This is a genomic window from Streptomyces sp. NPDC102467 (genome assembly GCF_044765445.1).
In the GTDB taxonomy this organism is placed as follows: Bacteria; Actinomycetota; Actinomycetes; order Streptomycetales; family Streptomycetaceae; genus Streptomyces.
In genome coordinates, this window is sequence record NZ_JBIWKA010000006.1 from 62,848 (window position 1) to 81,530 (window position 18,683).

The 18,683-nt window shown below is 71.3% G+C and carries 16 protein-coding genes; 5 read left to right on the forward strand and 11 right to left on the reverse strand.

The genetic code is table 11. The features are described 5' to 3' along the window. Positions 1 to 67: 67 nt before the first annotated feature. From ACIREE_RS13555 to ACIREE_RS13565, 3 genes are read left to right on the forward strand one after another with little or no spacing between them, the layout of a single operon-like run. Complete coding sequence (locus ACIREE_RS13555; RefSeq protein WP_404150588.1) at positions 68 to 853, forward strand: SDR family oxidoreductase; 786 nt, start codon at positions 68 to 70, stop codon at positions 851 to 853. Beyond that, positions 846 to 1,460, forward strand: a complete 615-nt coding sequence (locus ACIREE_RS13560) for a TetR/AcrR family transcriptional regulator (RefSeq protein ID WP_404150590.1) — start codon at positions 846 to 848, stop codon at positions 1,458 to 1,460. Before ACIREE_RS13555 ends, ACIREE_RS13560 begins: the two co-directional genes overlap by 8 nt. Positions 1,461 to 1,462: 2 nt before the next feature. Beyond that, positions 1,463 to 2,620, forward strand: coding sequence for an acetyl-CoA C-acetyltransferase (locus ACIREE_RS13565; RefSeq protein ID WP_404150592.1), 1,158 nt, complete (start codon positions 1,463 to 1,465; stop codon positions 2,618 to 2,620). 37 nt (positions 2,621 to 2,657) lie between these two features. On the opposite strand, the gene ACIREE_RS13570 is transcribed toward ACIREE_RS13565, so the two are convergent. The 7 genes from ACIREE_RS13570 to ACIREE_RS13600 form a co-directional block, all read right to left on the reverse strand. Further along, on the reverse strand, positions 2,658 to 3,737 hold the full coding sequence (locus ACIREE_RS13570; protein ID WP_404150594.1) for an NAD(P)H-dependent flavin oxidoreductase: 1,080 nt from the start codon (positions 3,735 to 3,737) through the stop codon (positions 2,658 to 2,660). Beyond that, a complete protein-coding gene (locus ACIREE_RS13575; RefSeq protein ID WP_404150596.1) occupies positions 3,734 to 4,513 on the reverse strand; it encodes a CoA-transferase subunit beta in 780 nt (259 codons plus the stop codon). Before ACIREE_RS13575 ends, ACIREE_RS13570 begins: the two co-directional genes overlap by 4 nt. 5 nt (positions 4,514 to 4,518) lie before the next feature. Continuing rightward, positions 4,519 to 5,412: a CoA transferase subunit A gene (locus tag ACIREE_RS13580; RefSeq protein WP_404150598.1), complete on the reverse strand. Its 894-nt coding sequence runs from the start codon at positions 5,410 to 5,412 to the stop codon at positions 4,519 to 4,521. Then, positions 5,409 to 6,191 (reverse strand): enoyl-CoA hydratase family protein, encoded by a 783-nt coding sequence (locus tag ACIREE_RS13585; protein WP_404150600.1) that lies wholly within the window; start codon positions 6,189 to 6,191, stop codon positions 5,409 to 5,411. The genes ACIREE_RS13580 and ACIREE_RS13585 overlap by 4 nt, the downstream gene beginning before the upstream one ends. A 148-nt stretch (positions 6,192 to 6,339) precedes the next feature. Next, entirely contained in the window at positions 6,340 to 8,007 is a 1,668-nt protein-coding gene (locus tag ACIREE_RS13590; protein WP_404150601.1) for a cytochrome bc complex cytochrome b subunit, read from the reverse strand. Further along, a complete protein-coding gene (locus ACIREE_RS13595) occupies positions 7,979 to 8,257 on the reverse strand; it encodes a DUF6886 family protein (protein WP_404150603.1) in 279 nt (92 codons plus the stop codon). Before ACIREE_RS13595 ends, ACIREE_RS13590 begins: the two co-directional genes overlap by 29 nt. Positions 8,258 to 8,270: 13 nt before the next feature. Next, the gene (locus ACIREE_RS13600; RefSeq protein ID WP_404150605.1) at positions 8,271 to 8,981 is read right to left on the reverse strand and encodes a FadR/GntR family transcriptional regulator; all 711 of its coding nucleotides are present in this window, start codon (positions 8,979 to 8,981) and stop codon (positions 8,271 to 8,273) included. A gap of 161 nt (positions 8,982 to 9,142) precedes the next feature. On the opposite strand from ACIREE_RS13600, the gene ACIREE_RS13605 reads away from it, so the two are divergent. Beyond that, positions 9,143 to 10,384, forward strand: coding sequence for a CynX/NimT family MFS transporter (locus ACIREE_RS13605; protein ID WP_404150607.1), 1,242 nt, complete (start codon positions 9,143 to 9,145; stop codon positions 10,382 to 10,384). A 226-nt stretch (positions 10,385 to 10,610) separates the two neighbouring features. Beyond that, positions 10,611 to 12,143, forward strand: coding sequence for a hypothetical protein (locus ACIREE_RS13610; protein ID WP_404150609.1), 1,533 nt, complete (start codon positions 10,611 to 10,613; stop codon positions 12,141 to 12,143). Between the two features lie 46 nt (positions 12,144 to 12,189). Here ACIREE_RS13610 and ACIREE_RS13615 read toward each other — a convergent pair whose 3' ends face one another. The 4 genes from ACIREE_RS13615 to ACIREE_RS13630 form a co-directional block, all read right to left on the reverse strand. Next, positions 12,190 to 12,717 carry a hypothetical protein gene (locus tag ACIREE_RS13615; protein WP_404150611.1) on the reverse strand — a complete coding sequence of 176 codons (528 nt, stop codon included), beginning with the start codon at positions 12,715 to 12,717 and terminating at the stop codon, positions 12,190 to 12,192. A gap of 74 nt (positions 12,718 to 12,791) precedes the next feature. Beyond that, on the reverse strand, positions 12,792 to 13,388 hold the full coding sequence (locus ACIREE_RS13620; RefSeq protein ID WP_404150613.1) for an MBL fold metallo-hydrolase: 597 nt from the start codon (positions 13,386 to 13,388) through the stop codon (positions 12,792 to 12,794). A 36-nt stretch (positions 13,389 to 13,424) separates the two neighbouring features. Next, positions 13,425 to 16,238 carry a beta-L-arabinofuranosidase domain-containing protein gene (locus ACIREE_RS13625; protein WP_404150615.1) on the reverse strand — a complete coding sequence of 938 codons (2,814 nt, stop codon included), beginning with the start codon at positions 16,236 to 16,238 and terminating at the stop codon, positions 13,425 to 13,427. A 99-nt stretch (positions 16,239 to 16,337) separates the two neighbouring features. Beyond that, positions 16,338 to 18,398, reverse strand: coding sequence for a pectinesterase family protein (locus tag ACIREE_RS13630; protein WP_404150617.1), 2,061 nt, complete (start codon positions 18,396 to 18,398; stop codon positions 16,338 to 16,340). Positions 18,399 to 18,683 lie beyond the last annotated feature (285 nt).

Below are 18,683 nucleotides of genomic sequence, written 5' to 3' on the forward strand. Positions count from 1 at the left end.
TGGTAGATTAACCTCCGGGGCGGACATCCGTCGAGATGCCGTCGCCGCCATCCAAGGAGGTACGGGCATGAGCACGCCGCCGCCGTACGAGCCCGGCCACCAGCTGCTCGCCGGGCGCACCGCCGTGATCACCGCGGCGGCCGGCGCGGGCATCGGTGGCGCCACCGCCCGCCGCTTCCTGGAGGAGGGCGCGCGGATCGTCGTAGGAGACGCGCATGCCCGGCGCACGGCCGAGACCGTCGGGGTCCTGGCCGAGGAGTTCGGCGCCGACCGCGTGGCGGGAACCCCCTGCGACGTCACCGACGAGGAGCAGGTGCGGGCCCTGTTCGCGCTGGCCGAGCAGCTCCACGGGGGCCTGGACATCGTCGTGAACAACGCGGGCCTGGGCGGTACCGCCGAGCTGACCGAGATGACCGACGAGCAGTGGGCGAAGGTCATCGACGTGACGCTGACCGGCACGTTCCGCTGCACCCGCACTGCGCTGCGGCTCATGAAGGCGGCGGGCCGCGGCGGCGTCCTCGTCAACAACGCCTCCGTGCTCGGCTGGCGGGCCCAGGCCGGGCAGGCGCACTACGCCGCTGCCAAGGCCGGGGTGATGGCGCTGACCCGCTGCGCGTCCGTGGAGGCGGCGCCGCACGGCATCCGGGTCAACGCGGTCTCGCCGAGCCTCGCCATGCATCCGCACCTGGCGAAGGTCACCTCGCCCGAGCTCCTGGAGGAGCTGACGTCACGCGAGGCGTTCGGCCGGTACGCCGAGCCCTGGGAGGTGGCGAACGCGATCGTGTTCCTGGCCAGCGGCTACTCCTCGTACCTGACGGGCGAGGTGCTCTCGGTCAGCGACCGGCATGCCTGAGCGGGCCGCGCGCCGCGCCGAACTGCTCGCGGTCGCGGCCGGAGTCTTCGCCGAGCTGGGCTACAGCGCCACCACCGTCCGTGTCATCGCGGAGCGCGCGGGACTGCTCGCGGGCAGCCTCTACTACCACTTCGACTCGAAGGAGTCGATGCTGGAGGAGATCCTGCGGACGTTCCTCGACGAGCTGTGGACCGGCTACGACGCGGTCCTCGGCGACGCCGCCCTCGGTCCGCGCGAGACGCTGCGCGCCCTGGTCACCGAGTCGTTCCGGGAGATCGACCGGCACGGCCCCGCGGTCGCCGTCTTCCAGAAGGAGGCCCGGCAGCTGGCCGCGCAGTCCCGCTTCACGTTCCTCACCGACGCGCAGCGCAACTTCGAGGACGCCTGGCGCACCACGCTGGAGCGGGGCGTCACCGAGGGCGCCTTCCGCCCGGACCTCGACGTGCGCCTCGCCTACCGCTTTCTGCGCGACACCGTGTGGGTGGCGGCGTCCTGGTACCGGCCGGGCGGCCGGCAGGCGCCCGACGGGATCGCGGACCAGTACCTGTCGATGGTCCTCGACGGCATCTCCGTACGCGACAACAACCATACGAACATGAGGAGTTGACCATGCCCGAGGCCTACATAGTCGACGCCGTGCGCACCCCGGTGGGCCGGCGCAGGGGCGGCCTGTCCGCCGTGCACCCCGCCGATCTGGGCGCACACGTGCTCAAGGCGCTCATGGACCGGACCGGCGTCGACCCCGCCGCCGTCGAGGACGTCGTCTTCGGCTGCCTCGACACGGTCGGCCCGCAGGCCGGGGACATCGCGCGGACCGCCTGGCTCGCGGCCGGGCTGCCCGAGGAGGTGCCGGGCGTCACGATCGACCGGCAGTGCGGTTCCTCGCAGCAGGCCGTGCACTTCGCGGCGCAGGGCGTGCTCTCCGGTACGCAGGACCTGGTCGTCGCGGGCGGCACGCAGAACATGTCGCTGATCCCGATCGCGTTCGCCTCCCGGCAGGCGGCCGAGCCGCTGGGACTGACGGAGGGCCCGTACGCGGGCAGCGAGGGCTGGCGGGCCCGCTACGGCACCCAGCCCGTGAACCAGTTCCACGGCGCCCAGCTGATCGCCGACAAGTGGGGCATCTCGCGCCGCGCCATGGAGGAGTGGGCGCTCCGGTCGCACCAGCGGGCGATCCGCGCGATCGACGAGGGCCGCTTCGCGCGCGAGACGGTTCCGTACGGCGAGGTCACCGTCGACGAGGGCCCGCGCCGGGACACGACCCTGGAGAAGATGGCGACGCTCGCCCCCGTCGTGGAGGGCGGCACCCTCACGGCCGCCTGCTCCTCACAGGTGTCGGACGGGGCGGCCGCGATGCTCCTCGCGTCCGAACGGGCCGTGCGCGAACACGGGTTGACGCCCCGCGCCCGCGTCCATCACCTCTCCGTGCGCGGCGAGGACCCGATCCGGATGCTGTCGGCGCCGATCCCCGCGACGGCGTACGCGCTGAAGAAGACGGGCATGTCGCTCGACGCCATCGACCTGGTGGAGATCAACGAGGCGTTCGCCCCTGTGGTCCTCTCCTGGCTGAAGGAGACCGGCGCCGACCCGGCCAGGGTCAACGTCAACGGCGGCGCCATCGCCCTCGGCCACCCGCTCGGCGCGACCGGGGTGAAGCTGATGACGACGCTGCTGCACGAACTGGAGCGCACCGGCGGCCGGTTCGGCCTGCAAACGATGTGCGAGGGCGGGGGCCAGGCGAACGTGACGATCATCGAGCGGCTGTAGAGGCGGGGGGTGGCCCGCGGGCCACCCCCCAACCGCTTCACACCGCCCGCAGTCTCTCCAGCGTCTCCCCCGCCTCGGCCACGATCCGGTCCACCAGTTCGCGGCACGACGGCAGGTCCTCGATGACGCCCGCCACCTGCCCGGAGGCCATGACACCACCGCGCGGATCACCGTCCACCATCGCGGACCTGAGCATCATCGGTGTGTTGGCCGCGAGCAGCACCTGGCTCCAGGTCAGGTCCTTGCCGTGCTTCATCGCGAGGCCGTCACGGACCATCCGGGTCCAGCCGAGACCGGACACCGTACGGAACGCCGCGGCGTGCCGCACCGCCCGTACCAGCGCGGCGGGCCGGCCCGCGCGTTCGAGTCCGGCGACGAGCTCGCTGCGCAGCATGCGGTGCGGCAGTCCGTCGACGGCCGTGGTGACGGTGACGTCCTTGACGCCCGCGGCGAGATAGCGGTCCTTCACGGCATCGGGCACGGTCGAATCGGAGGTGAGCAGGAAGCGGGTGCCCATCGCGATCCCGGCGGCTCCGTAGGCGAGCGCCGCGACCAGACCCCGGCCGTCGTGGAAGCCGCCCGCGGCGATCACCGGGATGTCGACCGCGTCGACAACTTGCGGCAGGAGCACGGTCGTTGCCACGTCACCGGTGTGGCCGCCACCCTCACCGCCCTGCACGACGACCGCGTCGGCACCCCACGCCGCGACCTTCTCGGCGTGCCGTCGCGCCCCGATGGAGGGGATGACGACGACGCCCGCGTCCTTCAGTTCGGCGATCAGCTCCTTGGAGGGGGCGAGCGCGAACGAGGCCACCTTCACGCCTTCGTCGACGATGATCCGTACACGGTCGCGCGCGTCTCCCGCGTCGGCCCGCAGATTGACCCCGAAGGGCTGATCCGTGCGGGACTTCACTTCCCGTACGGCGGACCGGAGTTGGCCGGTGGTCATCGTCGCGGAGGCGAGCACACCGAGGGCCCCGGCGTTCGCGGACGCCGAGACGAGCCGGGGCCCGGCGACCCAGCCCATGCCGGTCTGCACGATCGGGTGCCGTACTCCGGTGAGTTCGGTGAGCGCCGTCTTGAAGACCGGGCCCGCCGGCTCCGTCCCACCGCTCACGCGGGCACCTCACGGTGGCGCAGCCCCATGGGGTCCAACTCTTCGCGGATAAGGTGGAGTTCGTCGCCGCTCGGCTCCCGCGTGTACGGGACGTCGTCGGGCAGCAGCAGCTCGAAGCCCGTCGCCTCGCGCACCTCGTCGACCGTGACCCCGGGGTGCAGCGAGGCGAGGCGCATCGCGTGGTCCGGTGTGGTGAAGTCCAGCACGGCGAGGTTGGTGACGACGCGTGGCAGGTGGTGGAAGCGGGTCGCGGACGGTCCGGCCGCGGCGGCGCTGTCGTAGCCGACGCCGCTCACCATGTCGACCTTGTCCACGAAGACCCGTCGGGAGTGCTTGGGCACCCAGTAACTCGTCGGGTTGTTGAGGGTGTTGACCGGCGCGCCCCGCACCCCGAGGAGCTGGCGGGCCGGCCGGTGCCAGTCGCCGATGCAGGAGATGTTCTGGTTGCCGAACCGGTCGAGCTGGCTCGCGCCCATCATCACGTGCCGGCCGCCGCGCGTGACGAACTCCAGGTGCTGGCGGTACGGCAGCCAGCCCTCACGCTCCCCGTCGGGGCCGATCAGCATGGCCTCGCCGTCCGTCATCAGCAGCCCGGGCGCGAACGTGCGGCGGGCGAGCCGCGCCCCGATGCCGGGGATCAGGCCCATGGGGCTGGCGAGCGTCTCGCCGCTGCCGCGCCAGGCCTCCGCGCAGGCGATCACGCAGTACTCGGCGCGGGTCACGGCGCCGGCCGCGGCGCCGTCCGTCGTGCCGTTCGCGCTGGGCAAGTCGGGCATGTCTTTCACTGGGTGGCCCCGCCTTCCTGCTCCTGCCGCCAGGCCCCGACCGCGGCCTGGTACGCCTGCTCGTCCCCGTCGAGGAACCGCGCCCGCAGCTCCGCGAACGGGGTGGTCGCGTACAGCTTCTGGAACGCCTCGTCGCGTCCGTAGTCGGGCGCGCAGGACGTGAAGTGCGCGCCGTCCGGTGTCTCGACGACGCCGGTGACCCGGTGCCGTTTGATCAGCAGCGACTGCGCGGGGCCGCCCTTGGCGAGTTCGGCACCGTCCACGATCCGTTCGCAGGAGACGTACGCCTCCTCGGCCGCCTCGCAGAACAGGTCGTCGAAGTACGGGTCGGGGCCCAGGTACTGGCCGTTGCCCGACCGGTCCGCGCGGTTCATGTGGACGAGCGCCGCGTCGAGGCGCAGCGCGGGCATCGCCACGAACGTCTCCCCGTCCTCGTACGGTGAAGTGACCGTCCGCAGACCGGGGTTGACGCGCATGACGTCCGAGCCGAGGCCGGCCCGCACGGGCAGGAACGGCAGCCGGTTCGCGGCGGCCCGCAGCCCCCACATGAACATGGCCTCGTCGACCTCCATCAGCTCGATGCGGCCCTGTTCGCGCGCGGCGCGGAAGTGCGGCTCCAGGGGGATCGTGTCGAGGGTGGCGAAAGGCGCCACCACCTTGCGGATCTTCCCGGCGGCGGCCAGCAGGCCCACGTCCGGGCCACCGTAGGAGACGACGGTCAGGTCGGTGAGATCACTGCGCAGCAGCGCCCGCACCAGCGCCATGGGCTTGCGGCGCGATCCCCAGCCGCCGACGCCGATCGTCATGCCGCTGCGCAGCCGGGCGGCCACCTCGTCGGCGGTCAGTACTTTGTCGGTCCTGGCGGTCCTGTCGGTCGTTCCCGTGCTCACTTCGCCTCCTGACGTGCGGCCGTACCGAAGGTGGAGCGGACCCGGTCAGCGACCCCGCTGAGGTTCGCCTCGAAGGTGAAGCCCTGCTCGTAGCGGTAGCTGCGGCGGACGTCGACGGGGTCGATGCCGTTGAGGGCCGCCTTGGCGAGACGCAGCAAGTAGCCGTCCTTGCGGGCGATCTCGCTCGCCAACTCCAGTGCGCAAGCGCGCAGTTGTTCGCGCGGTACGACCTTCCAGACCGAGCCGTGCGCATGCAGCTCGGCGGCGGTCACGGTGCGCGAGGTGTAGTAGAGGGCGCGCATCAGGTGCTGCGGGACCAGCCGGGCCAGGTGCGTGGCGGCTCCGAGCGCACCCCGGTCCAGCTCGGGCAGGCCGAACGTGGCGTCGTCGCTCGCCACGATCGCGTCGGCGTTCCCGACGAGCCCGATCCCGCCGCCGAGACAGAAGCCCTGTACGGCGGCGACGACGGGCACCTCACACTCGTAGACCGCGGCGAATGCCTCCGCGCACCCCCGGTTGGCACCGATCAGCGCCGCGTGGCCGCTGTCGCGCTGCATCTCCTTGATGTCGACGCCCGCGTTGAAGCCGCGGCCGGACGCGGTGAGCACGACGCAGCGCACGTCGGGGTCGCGGCCCGCCGCGCGCAGGGTATCGGCGAGGTCGTACCAGCCCTGCACGGGAAGGGCGTTGACCGGGGCGTAGTCGATGTCGACGACGGCGATCGCCTTGCCCGTCGGCGACATCGGCGAGCTTTCCGCGTAGGCGAGCGAGACAGGCATCAGCGACTCCGCCACCTTCCTACCAAACATTTGTTAGTTGCCGGAAAGGTAGCAGCGATGACCGAGGAGGAACAGACGCTCTCGCAGCGCAGCGCAGCAGGGGGAGCGGCGCGTGCCGCTCCCCCTGCTGCTGCCTGCCCGGCCGGTCTCAGTGGGCCGACGGGTCCCGTTCGGACTCGTGCCATCCGGCGTGCAGCGCCTGGTACTCCTCGGCGGTCGCCTTGGGCACGTACGTACCGGGCCCGTACATCGCCTTGGCGAGCCGCGCCCGCATCCGCTGCCGCGCGGTGAACTTCCGGGCCACTCCGTTCTCGTCGACCTCCGGGCCCAACTCGTACGCCTTGGGCTGCTCATGGAGGTTGAGGGTGTACAACTCGGCCCGGCTGAGCGGCTCATGGACCTCGATGTACTCGCCGTGCGGCAGCCGCTTGATGGTGCCGGACTCGCGGCCGTGCAGGGATTTCTCGCGGTCGCGGAGCTGCAGCCCGTTGCAGATCCGCTTGGTGATGATGAACGCGAGCACCGGGACGGCGAAGAATCCGATCCGTACGAACCAGGTGATGGCGTTGATGGACAGGCGCAGATGTGTGGCCACGATGTCGTTGCCACCGCCGATCAGGAGTACCGAGTACAGCGCCAGCCAGCCGACGCCGAGTCCGGTGCGGACGGGGTGGTTGCGCGGCCGCTGGGCCAGGTGGTGCTCGCGCCGGTCGCCCGTGACCCATGCCTCCAGGAACGGATACACCGCGATCAACGTCATGACCAGGGGGAACAGCATGAACGGGATGAAGACGCCCAGTTGTAACGTGTGCCCCCAGGCGTTGATCTCCCATCCCGGCATCACCCGGATCAGTCCTTCGGAGAAGCCGAGGTACCAGTCGGGCTGGGCGCCGGTCGTGACGAGGTCCGTCCGGTACGGCCCGAAGGCCCACACCGGGTTGATCGTGGCGACCGCGCCCATGATCGCGAGCACGCCGAAGACGAGGAAGAAGAAGCCGCCCGCCTTGGCCATGTAGATCGGCAGGAAGGGCGCGCCGACCACGTTCTTCTCGGTGCGGCCGGGGCCGGGGAACTGGGTGTGCTTGTGGTAGAAGACCAGGATCAGATGGGCCGCGACCAGGCCCAGCATGATGCCCGGCAGCAGCAGGATGTGGACCGGATAGAGCCGGGCGATGAAGTCGTTCCCCGGGAACTCGCCGCCGAAGAGAAAGAACGCCAGATACGTTCCGACGATCGGCACCGACAGGATCGCGCCCTGCGCGAAGCGCAGTCCCGTGCCGGAGAGCAGGTCGTCGGGGAGCGAGTAGCCGGTGAGGCCGGTGATGATGCCGAGCATCAACAGGGTCCAGCCGAAGAGCCAGTTGACCTCTCGGGGCTTGCGGAACGCGCCCGTGAAGAAGACCCGCATCATGTGCGAGAGCATCGCCGCGACGAAGACCAGCGCGGACCAGTGGTGGATCTGCCGGATGAGCAGCCCGCCGCGCACGTCCATGCTGATGTCGATGGTCGACTCGTACGCCCGGGTCATGACGATGCCCTTGAGCGGTGTGTACGAGCCGTCGTAGACGACCTGGGCGGTGCTGGGGTCGAAGAACAGGGTCAGATAGACGCCGGTCAGGATGAGAATGATGAAGCTGTAGAGGCAGATCTCGCCGAACATGAAGGACCAGTGGTCCGGGAAGACCTTGCGCATCTGTGTCTTGGCGAGCCCGTAGATCCCCAGTCGGCCGTCGGCCCAGTCGGCGAGGCGCTCTCCGCCGCTCGGGGGGTCCTTCCGTCGGCCGCCGTCATGGGTGCGCTCGATGTCGTCGCTCATGCAACTCCCCCTCGAAGCCCGGTGAGGCACTCCGAGAGTAGAGCGGGCGCGGGGCCGCCGACAGGGGTCGGCGCGGGGTCGCGTTGCGCATTCGGATGCCGCTGAAACCCATGGTGCCGGTGGTGACCGTGTCCCAGTATGCCCAGATGTCGTTGACGAACCGGAGCTGCCTGTCGGCTTGTTGATGGAGCGTCAGCAGTTCACCGATCGGTTCGGGCGGGCCGAGCGGTACGACGGTCTCGGTGGCCATCCAGGCGTACGGCTCACTCCTCGCCCACCCCGTTCCGCTCCGCCATTCTCTCCATGGCCGCCTCCACGGTCTCCGTATGCGCCCACGCCGCCTTGGTCGCCGCCTCCGGGTCGCGGCGCGCGATCGCCTCGGCCAGATCGTCGTGGGCGGAGGCGCCGGGCAGCTCGGGCGTCCAGTTCGGGCGCAGCGACTCGATGCTGTGCCGCACCGACGCCGTGATGCTCTCGTACAACTCGGTCATCAGCGGATTTCCGCTCGCGGCGACGACCGCCCGGTGGAACTCCAGGTCCCGGTCCACGTACGCGGCCGGATCACCGCTCTCGTCCGCCCGGCGCCTGGCCAGCAGCGCGGACAGGATCCGGGCCAGATCGTCCTCGCCGCGGTGCAGGGCGGCGGCGGGCGCCGCCTCCCGTTCCAGGGCGAGTCGCACCTGCAGCACGTGCTTCAACTCTGCGCGGCGCAGCCGCCGTTGCAGCGCGGCATTGAGGTCGCTGGCCGCGCGTACGTACGTCCCGTCGCCGCGGCGCGCCTCGAGGAGCCCGGTGTGGCACAACGCCCGGACGGCCTCGCGGACCGTGTTGCGCCCCACCCCGAACGCCTCGACGAGCCGCCCCTCCGCCGGGATCCGGTCCCCGACGGCCCACTCCCCGCTCTCGATGCTCCGCTCGATCCGCCCGATGGTCCGCTGGACCAGGGTGGCGCCGGTCTGTGCTGCGTCGGACAAGGCGGTGGCCTTTCTTGTGCGGGCGTGGACGCAGGGGCCGCGGTCAGCGGCTCCTGGGTCAAATATCCCACATCTGTGAGCAGTAGCAGGCCAGATTTCTCCGGGTATCTCCGCGATTACGGTCGCCATCGGACGAAACATGGGATGTTACGTTGGTGAACATGCCGCACAGTGCCGACCCATCGACCACCGCACAGCCCAGCTCCGTCAGCGCCCCCCGGACCGTTCCCGCACAGGCCGCGGGCGGGCTGCTGGCCGCGGGCATCCTGCTCATCGCCATGAACCTGCGGCCCGGCGTCGTGGCCGTCTCCCCCGAGCTCGACGCGATACGCCGCTCCACCGGGCTCAGCGGCTCCCTCGCGGGGCTGCTCACCACGCTGCCGATCCTCTGCTTCGGCATCCTGGCACCGTTCGCGGCGAAGCTGTCCCGACGGATCGGCATGACCCGTGCGCTCGGCGCGATGATGGCTCTGCTCACGGCGGGCATCGCCCTGCGGCTCGCTCCCGGGCTGCCCGCGCTCTTCGCGGGCACGGCCCTGCTCGGCGCGGCGATCTCCCTCTCGAACGTGCTCGTCCCCAGCGTCATCAAGCGCCACTTCCACCACCGCACCGGCCTGATGATGGGCCTGTACTCGGTGGCCCTGTTCTGCGGCGCGGCCCTCGCGGCCGGCGTGACGGTGCCGCTCGGCGACGCGCTCGGGTTCGGCTGGCGCGGGGCGATCGGTGTCTGGGCGGTCCTCTCGGCGCTCGCGTTCCTGCTCTGGCTGCCGCAGCTGCGCCGCGCGGACGTGCCGCCCGTCGCGGCCGGGGCGGCGGACGGGTCCCGCACACCGCTGCGCCGGTCGCGGCTCGCCTGGCAGATCACGCTCCTCATGGGCCTGCAGTCCCTGGAGTACTACTCGTGCGCCGCCTGGATCCCCGCGATGCTCACCGGCGAGGGCATGACCAGCACGCAGGCGGGCTGGATGCTGTCCCTGATGAGCCTCGTCGGCATCGCGGGTTCGCTCGCCTTCACCGCGCTCGTCGGCCGGGCCGGCAACCAGGTTCCGTTCGCCCTCACCGGCACGGCCCTGTTCTTCGTCTCCCTCATCGGTCTGATGGTCGCGCCGGTCGGCGGGGCCTACGCGTGGATGCTGATGCAGGGCTTCGGTTCCGGCCTTCTCATCAGTACGGCCCTCGCGGTGATCGTGCTGCGCTCCCCCGACGCGGCGCGGGCCGCGGAGATGTCCGGCATGGCGCAGGGCGTCGGCTATCTGCTCGCCGCCGCGGGCCCGTTCCTGCTCGGCGCGCTGCACGATGCGACGGGTGGCTGGACGGTTCCGCTGACCCTGCTCGCGGTGCTGTGCGTGCCGATGGGGATCGCGGGGGCCGGGGCGGGGCGTACACGGCAGTTGGAGGCGTGACGCGGCGATCCCGCGGCGGCCGGAACGCGCGGGGCTTTGCCAGTGCTACGGGTAGGGGAAGATAGTCTTTCGCGGCCGGTGGTCCGCAAGGGGCCGCACACGGCACAAGTGAATGCGAACTGGCTCGATCCGGGGGTCTGCCGATGATGTTCCACGTGGGGGCGAGGATGACTGGTCCGCTGGTGCCGACCCGCCGGGCTGCGGCCCGGCAGGCGTGGTGAACCCCGTGGAGAGCAACGGCGAGGGCACGGCCCCGCACCGCGCCAAGTCCCCACTGCCGGTGCGCCGTCCCGGCGAGGCCCGCCCCAACCCGGGCAACGCGCGCAGGAAAACGCCGGCGGCGGCGGTCCGGGCGGAACCCCGCCCGGCGCCGGGCCCTGAAGAAACGACACCGCTGCCACGCACGGCTCCGACACCGACCCCGGACGACACGACACCGCCGCCACGCACCGCGCCGACACCGGCCCCCGAGAACACGACACCGCTGCCACGCACCGCCGCTGCCGTGTCACCACCCCCCGTCGACACCACGCCGAGGCCCCTGCCGGTGCAGCCTCGAACCGGGCCGGGCCCCGAGGACACGGCGCCGCCTGCGCGCGCCGCCGTTGCCACACCGCCGACGCCCCCCGTCGACACCACGCCGAGGCCCCTGCCGACACCGCCCCGAGCGGCACCGGGCCCCGTGGACACCACGCCGAGACCGCTGCCGGTACCGGTGCAGCCGCACCCCGCGCCGCGGCCCGCCATGGCTCCCCCGCCGCTGCCTCCCGTGCCGCCCACACCGCCCGCGCCGACCGGGGCGGTGCCGGCTGTCCGGCCGCGGGCCGGGATCGCGTTCCCCGCGCCCGAGCCCGTTCTCACCGTCGACGCGCGGCTCGCGCAGGCCACGGGCAAGCCGCAGCACGGCGATTCGGTGGCGCGGCGGTCCGGGCAGTCGCTGCGCCGGTTCGCCCTGCCGTCGGCCCAGGCGGGTGGTGAAGAGGCGCGCTGGGCGCGGGAGTTGCAGCTTCCGGTGACCAAGGGGCGGGTCGTCGCCGTGACCTCGATCCGGGGCGGCGTCGGCAAGACCACCACCGCCGCGCTCGTCGCCCGCACGCTCCAGCGCGTCCGGCAGGACCCCGTACTCGCCCTGGAGGCGGACGCCGCGCTCGGCACGCTGGCGGTGCGGCTCGGCGCCCAGTCGGTGCGCTGGTCGTGCACCGAACTGGCGCAGATCCTGAAGCCGTCGATGCATCTCCTCGACATCACCGGCTACTTGGTGCCGCTCCCGGACGGCGGCTGGCTGCTGCCCGCGAGCCAGGGCCGGGTCGGCCCGCCGCTCGACGTCCCCACCTACCGCACCGTCACCCTCGCGCTGCGCCGGCACTTCGCCATGACGGTCGTCGACTGCGAGACGCTGCCGGGCGATGTCGCGCGTACCGCCATGGACACCGCGCACGCGCGCATCATCGTCGCGCCGATGACCGCCGAGGGCGTGGGCGGCACCCGCGTCGTCCTGGACTGGCTGGCCGGGCTTCCGCACTCCACGCTGCCGTCGACCGTCGTGGCCCTCACCTCCGGCGCGCCGGACCAGAACCTCGACCTGGCCGCCGCCACGGCCCATATTCGCGAGACCGGCGTCGGCGTCGTCCATCTGCCCTACGACCGGCATCTCGCCGCGGGCGGCCCGATCCGCACGGACCTGCTCGCCTCGGCCACCCGCGGCGCCGCCGCGCACCTCGCGGCCGAGGCGGTGCAGCGGGCGGTGCGGGTTCCTTAGGCGGTCAACGAGTGGATGCCCGGGGCCGCTTGCGCCCCGGGCACTCTCAACACCCCTGCGCGACAGGCTCGAACGTGACCTTCGCACGGTCGTCCGCCCCGTTGACCTCGCTGTAGGTCGCGGGCCGGACGCGGTACCAGACGTCGTCCTTGCGGGGCTTGCCGTTCACGTCGTCGAGCCGGACGCAATAGCGTTCCTGCCGCACGACGCGCGTGTACGTCTCGGTGCCCTTGCGCACCTTTTTGCAGTCCTGGTGCTTCTCGGTCGCGTACCAGGTCTTGGTACGGCCCTTGCTGCGCCGGGTGTGCTTGACCTTGCGGGTGTCGGTCGCGCACTTCTTCACCAGGTGCGGCCGGGTGCTCCTGGCGGTCTTGCGGCCGACGTGCCGTACGGAGTCACGGAGCCCGGCGACCTTGACCGGCCTGTCCTCGTGCTGATCGGCGTAGGAACCGCCGCCCTTCGCGGAACCGGCCTGCGCCGACGACTCCTTGTCCGAACCGCCGCCGCACGCCGCGAGCGCGGTCACGAGCACCATCGTCAGCCCGGCGAGCACCGGACGTCGTTTCCAGGACATAGCTCCTCTTGGTGTACATGCCATCAGGGACCGGCAGCGTAGCCGATCATGGTCGGCGGGGCCCGGTCGCCGGGTCAGAGGGATGCGCGGGGCCGCAGAAACCGGTAGTCGGTGTCGGTCTCCTGGGCGAGCCAGCCGTTGACGCCGCCGAGACCCCGCTCGTTGATCTGCGCGTCGTGCACGGCGAACGCCCGGCGCGGCCCCACCGCGTTGACGAAGTCGATGGCCTGCGCCGCGCTCAGCCACGATCCGTGGACCGGGACGAGGAGGGTGTCCACCGGCTCCTCGGGTACGTGCAGCGCGTCGCCCGGGTGGTAGACGGATCCGTCGACGACGTAGCCGAGGTTCGCGCAGTCCGGCTGTCCGCCGTGGACGGTCGCGTGCCGGCCGCCGACCGCCCGCACGGTGAAGCCCGCCGCGGTGAACTCCGCTTCGGCGGAGACCCGTTGAACGTCGAGGTCCGGGATGTCGGCCTCCGCCGGGGCGTACACGGGCACGCCGAGCCCCCGCAGGCGAAGGACGTCGACGTGGTCCGCGTGCTCGTGCGTCACCAGGACGGCGTCCGCACCGGTCAGGGCGTCCGGCTCGCTCCAGATCCCGGGGTCGACGACGAGCACGCGCCCCTCGTGTTCGAGCCGTACGCAGGCATGGGTGTACTTCGTGATCCGCATGACGAGACAACGTACTGCCCTCGTCACCGCGTTCCGTCAGGCCTGGTACGACGCCCGCTTCGCCGTCGTGACGGCCCGCGCCGCGTCGGCGGACGTGAGCAGCCCGTCGGCGGCCCACGCGTCCGTCGTCACCCGGACGTGGGCGACGAGCGCGGGCTTGTGCCGGAACGGCGCCGCGTCCCAGACCTCGTCGAGCAGGCTCGTCCCGTCGTCCCGTACGGGGTTGGCGACACCGGAGTCGACGCCCCCGAACACGAGGTGCGGCTCGGCCCTGCGGACGTAGACGTGGGTCGGGTTCTCGGTGCCTTCGAGGAACGGGGCGAGTTCGATGCCGTCCGGCGTGGCGTAGTGCAGGGGCTTGCCCTTGACGGGGACGAGCGTCGGCAGCAGGTCTCCGGAGAGCGCGGCGTTGCGGTACAGGCCGAGTTCCACAGCCGTGGTGCGGGCGTCCCGCGCCACCAGGTTGACGGGGCCGTAGAAGAGCGCCTGGGTCCTCGCGTCGTCCGGCGTCTTCTCGACGCGCAGCCGGAACGGGATCGAGATCCGCACGGTGTCGCCGTCCCGCCAGGTGCGCCGCACTGAGTGATAGGTGCCGGGCTGTGGTGAACTCCCGCCTATGGAACGGCCGTTGACGGTGACCTTGAATCCGTCCCTGGACCATGCGGGCACCCGTAGCTTCAGAGTGAAGGTGGCGGCGCGGCCGCGCACGGTGAGGGTACTGCCCGGCTCGCGCGGGAAGTCCGTGGTCTGGGTGAGCGTGACGCCCTTCTCCCGCCAGGTGAGCGTCGAGGCGCTGTAGAGGTTGACGTACAGCGCGCTGTCGTCGGCGGCGCGGAAGTACACGGTGTCCTGGTACTTGGTCGCGCTCTCCATGCCGGTGCCCTCGCAGCAGGTGGTGCCCGCCTTCGGCGTGTAGTCGCGTACGTGGCCGGGCTGCAGGCCGATGAAGTAGGTGACCAGTGGTTTCTCCGCGTCGGCCCGGTCCTGCTTGGAGCCGAGCACTTGGTTGTAGAGGGCCCGCTCGTAGTAGTCGAGGTACTTGGGGTCCTGGTCGTGGAAGAAGAGCATGCGGCTCAGCTTGAGCATGTTGTACGCGCAGCAGGTCTCGGCGTTGACATCGCTGAGCGTCGGCGCGATGACGCCACGCTCGCCCCAGAACTCGCGGTTGCTGGTGCCGCCGATGGCGTACATGCGGGGCGGCACGACCATGTCCCAGAAGTTGCGGGCGGCGTCGAGGTAGCGGCGCTCGCCGGTCTCGTCGCACAGGCGGACCAGGCCGGTGAGGATCGGGATGTGCTGGTTGGCATGCAGGCCGTCGAGTGTGTCCTGTCCTGCGGCGCACGCGTCGATGAGCCGGTCGAGGTCGAACAGGCGGGCAAGGGCGAGGTGTTGCGGGTCGCCGCTGAGCGCGTACAGGTCACAGATCGCCTCCACGATGCCGCCGAACTCGCCGCTGGAGAAGATCCCCCACATGCGTTGCAGGGTGGCCGCGGGCAGCCGGGACAGCCGGGAATACATCCAGTCGCACAGGCCCTCCGCCAGATCCAGGGCCCGGGGGTCGCCGGTGGCGGTGTGCGCGTCGAGGAGGCCGCGCAGGATCTTGTGGGCGGTGTAGTACGGCGCCCAGACCTTGGTGTAGTCGCCGCCGGTCATCGATTCCAGTGCGATGAACTGGGTCTCCGGGTAGGCGGCCAGGAAGCCTGGATGGCTGGGAGCGCCCCAAGTTCGGCGCAGCCGCGCCGTGTTGGCGTGGCCCGAGGCGTCGGCGAAGGTGGATCCGCTCGTCTCGTCGAAGCCGTACGCGGCCAGGTCACCGGCGTCGGATCCGCTTACCTCGTGGAGTGCGGCCACCTCGTTCGGGCTCAACGCCCGTGACCATAGGTGGACTTCGTCGAGAGCGCCCGCGAAGACCGGGTCGCCCGTGTAGTGGGACAGGCCGAGCCAGTGGTCCTTCAGGGCGCCCAGGGCGGCCGGGGTCAAGGTCATCGAGGTGTTGCGGGCGGCCTCGGTCCCGTCGACGTACAGGATGCCGGTACCGCCGCCGAGGGTGACGGCGACATGGCTCCAGGCGCCGACGGGCAGCGGCGCCGTCCCGTCGATGCCCTGTTCGCCCGCGGCGCCCGAAGTGGTCAGCGCGAAGCGGGGGTTGCCGGTGGCGCCGCGCGCGGCGAGGTACAGGTAGCGGGTGGTGTCGTCGCCGAAGTCGGCGATACGGGCCCAGTCGTCGGCGTGCTCGGGTCTGACCCAGGCGGAGAAGGTGAGCGCGTCGGTGGCGCCGGCGAGGACTCCGGCCGGCAGATCGACGTACTGGTAGGAGCCGCGGATGTTCGAGACGGCGCCGCCGCCGAACCGGCCCGTCGCGCTCAGTACCGTCGGGTCGGCGCGCAGCGCGGCCCGCACCTCGTACAACTCCCCGACCATGGTGCGGATCTTGTCGGCGTACACCTGCTCGCCGGTGCTCGCGTACGCCTGCGCGAGCATGGTGAGGAAGTGGCCGGTGGTGTGGCCGCGCAGGTTGCCGTTCGCCTCGCCGTCCAGGCCTTCCCAGCCGCCGGGCGCGACGGCGCCGTCCGTCGGGCGTCCCACGTTGGCGCGGAAGACCTGCACGAGCCGCATCTCGTCGTAGCCGCGTCCGAAGTCCAGCATCAGGCGCCGCTTGTCGGCGAACACGCCCTTGCCCAGGACTACTTGACCGAGTCCGAAGGGGCGCACGGACCACGCCGCGGGCGCCGCCCGCCCCGGGGCTGCCGTGCCCGGTGCCGCGCCGGCGCGGCCCGGGGCGAGGGAGAGCGCCGCGGCGCCCAGGGTGGCGGCGCCGATGAGGGCTCTTCTGGTGGGGCCGGAAGCCATGTCGGACCTCACTCCTGTTCGATATATCGAAGGCAGTTCGGTAAGCCGACCAGAAGCTAAGCCTCCGGCCCCCACTCGTCAATGATTCCTACAAAGCTGTCACCCGGCGGTCGGCGTCCAGCCGCCGAGCCAGTCCGCGACCTCCTCCCCCGCGGCCTGCGCGTCGGTCAGCTGCGGCCGGTCGGCGCTCGCGGAACCGGCACCCGCCCCGGTGTTCCTGTACTCGGCGAACCGGTCGTCCTTCCAGGAGAAGCCACCCATGTCCGTCCAGGGCGTCGCCCTGATCGCAGCGCTGAGCGTCGAGTTCCGTACGGTGGCCTGCGGGTCGAGGGCGGCGTTGCCACCCGCGTGCCAGTTGCGGCCGAGGTAGTACGTGCCGTTGGAGACGTCGCCGCCGATGGTGGTCGCGTTGATGAGGATGCCCTTGTCCGCGGCGGCGGTGCTGGGCGCCACGACATACCCGGCCGACGTGCCGTTCCACCGCTTCTTCAGCGTGATCACGGACGTGTCGATGACGGCGGTGGCGCCGCCGAAGATGAAGTCGACGTTGCCGACGACGTACGAGTTCGTCATGTAGACGCGCTTGCCCGAGCCGTCGAGCAGCAGGGTGTCCTGGTCACCGCTGACGATGACGCCGTCGAGGAAGACCTTGTCCGCGTTGGTGCGCAGGGCCACGGCCTGCCCGGCGATGGACTGGTTCGCGCCCTCGTCGAAGTCGTTGGTGACGCTGAGGTTGCGCAGCTGGGTGTCGGCGCCGAGGACGTGCACGGTGGCGCTGCCCGAGGTGCCGTACGTCGAGCCGTCCGGCTTGGTCGATCCGGCGGCGTGCCCCTCGACGATGACGGTGTCCTTGCGGCTGCCGCCCGTGCCCCGCAGGGTGATGTGCGGCTTGTTCGCGGGGACGGTCACGGTCTCGCGGTACGTGCCCGGCGCGATGGCGATGTCCACGCGCGCGGTGTTGCCCGTGGGCACGGCGTCGACGGCCGCCTGCACCGTCTTGTACTGCCCGCTGCCGTCCTTGGCGACGGTCAGCGTGGTGGCCGCCGCCTTGACCGAAGCCGTGGTGGCGGTGGCGGTGCCGATCGAACTCCGCGGTCCCGCGCCGGACTTGAGCAGAGCCGGTACGTCGGCGGCCTTGTCGAGCGTGTACGCGTAGAACGCCTTCGGGTCGAAGGCCGTGCCCCCGCTCTCGTTCCGCCCGCTGGTCCCCGAGAAGACGCTGCCCCGCTGCTCGATGGTGGCGGTGGCGTCCTTGGTGACGGGGTTGTTCATGCCCTGGAAGTAGCTGTTCTCCAGGACCATTTTGGTCCTGCCCCGGGAGTAGTTGCCGTACGAGGACGTGATGGCGGTGTCCGGATCGTCCTGGAGGTAGTTGTTGTAGAGGTGCGCGTGGGCGCAGTTGTCGGTGGACGGGTTGCGCTGCTCGGTCTCGCGGATCCAGTTGTGGTGGATCGTGATGTCGGTGACGACGTTGTCGGTCCAGCCGATGCCGAAGGCCTTGTTGTCGTTGCTGAGCTTGTTCCAGGAGACGGTCACGTCGGTGCTGTCCTTGCGCACGTCGATGAGTCCGTCGGCCATGTGCCGCAGGTCGTTGTGGTCGATCCAGACGTGGTGCGCGCCGTCCATCTGGATGGCGTCGAAGTCGTGGTCCTTGTCGTTCCAGGTGCCCTGATAGGTGTCGCGGATGGTCAGATTGCGGATGATCACGTTGTGCACGCCGGTGCCGAGGAAGAAGCCGCCGCCGACGATCTGGCCGGAGGTTCCCGAGCCCACGATCGTCTTGTCGGAGGCGACCTTGATCTCCTTGCCGACGGGGTCGATGGCGATGGCGGCCGCGACGACGATGACGTAGGGCTCGCTCGCGGTCGCGTACTTCTCCAGGTCGGCGGCGGTCTTCACGGTCACGGTCCTGCCGTCGCGACCGCCGTACGTGCCCTTCTGTCCCTGGGATTCGACGGACGCGAAGCCGTCGGCCACGTCGGCGGTCCAGGCCGCGGCGGTGGCATCGACGGTGGCGGCCCGGGCCTGGTCACCGCCGCCCGCGCCGAACAGGCCGCCTCCGTAGGCGAGGGCGAGGGCGGCGGCCACCGCGAGCGGCGCCCCCGCTCCGAGGACAGTGCTGCGTTTGCGGTGCCGGGCCTTGCTGCGGGTGTCACTCATCTGCGGCTGCACTCCGTGGGTGGGGGGTGCCCGTGCCGGATGACCCGGGCCGGTGTGCAGTCGCCGTACGACCCCCGAAAAGTTGCCGCCCGCGCGTCAGAGCCTGTGTCATATCCCCGGTCGGATCAGCGCGCGTCGTCTGGTGCGTGCGATCGCAAGGCGCCGGAAGGTCCTGGATGGGGTCCCCCCTGCGCGAGCGAAGCCGAGAGCTTGGGGGAGGAGCTACTCGGGCATTTCGGCAACGCCGCGAGCGTGCGTGCCAGGCGGCGCACGCCCGGCCGGGGA

Bases quoted from the DNA above. Each gene is read 5' to 3' on its own strand.
- ACIREE_RS13620 (WP_404150613.1), bottom strand. From the start codon at position 13,388: ATGCGGATCACGAAGTACACCCATGCCTGCGTACGGCTCGAACACGAG.
- ACIREE_RS13605 (WP_404150607.1), top strand. From the start codon at position 9,143: ATGCCGCACAGTGCCGACCCATCGACCACCGCACAGCCCAGCTCCGTC.
- ACIREE_RS13575 (WP_404150596.1), bottom strand. From the start codon at position 4,513: ATGCCCGACTTGCCCAGCGCGAACGGCACGACGGACGGCGCCGCGGCC.
- ACIREE_RS13565 (WP_404150592.1), top strand. From the start codon at position 1,463: ATGCCCGAGGCCTACATAGTCGACGCCGTGCGCACCCCGGTGGGCCGG.
- ACIREE_RS13625 (WP_404150615.1), bottom strand. From the start codon at position 16,238: ATGGCTTCCGGCCCCACCAGAAGAGCCCTCATCGGCGCCGCCACCCTG.
- ACIREE_RS13560 (WP_404150590.1), top strand. From the start codon at position 846: ATGCCTGAGCGGGCCGCGCGCCGCGCCGAACTGCTCGCGGTCGCGGCC.
- ACIREE_RS13630 (WP_404150617.1), bottom strand. From the start codon at position 18,398: ATGAGTGACACCCGCAGCAAGGCCCGGCACCGCAAACGCAGCACTGTC.
- ACIREE_RS13615 (WP_404150611.1), bottom strand. From the start codon at position 12,717: ATGTCCTGGAAACGACGTCCGGTGCTCGCCGGGCTGACGATGGTGCTC.
- ACIREE_RS13585 (WP_404150600.1), bottom strand. From the start codon at position 6,191: ATGCCTGTCTCGCTCGCCTACGCGGAAAGCTCGCCGATGTCGCCGACG.
- ACIREE_RS13590 (WP_404150601.1), bottom strand. From the start codon at position 8,007: ATGAGCGACGACATCGAGCGCACCCATGACGGCGGCCGACGGAAGGAC.
- ACIREE_RS13555 (WP_404150588.1), top strand. From the start codon at position 68: ATGAGCACGCCGCCGCCGTACGAGCCCGGCCACCAGCTGCTCGCCGGG.
- ACIREE_RS13595 (WP_404150603.1), bottom strand. From the start codon at position 8,257: ATGGCCACCGAGACCGTCGTACCGCTCGGCCCGCCCGAACCGATCGGT.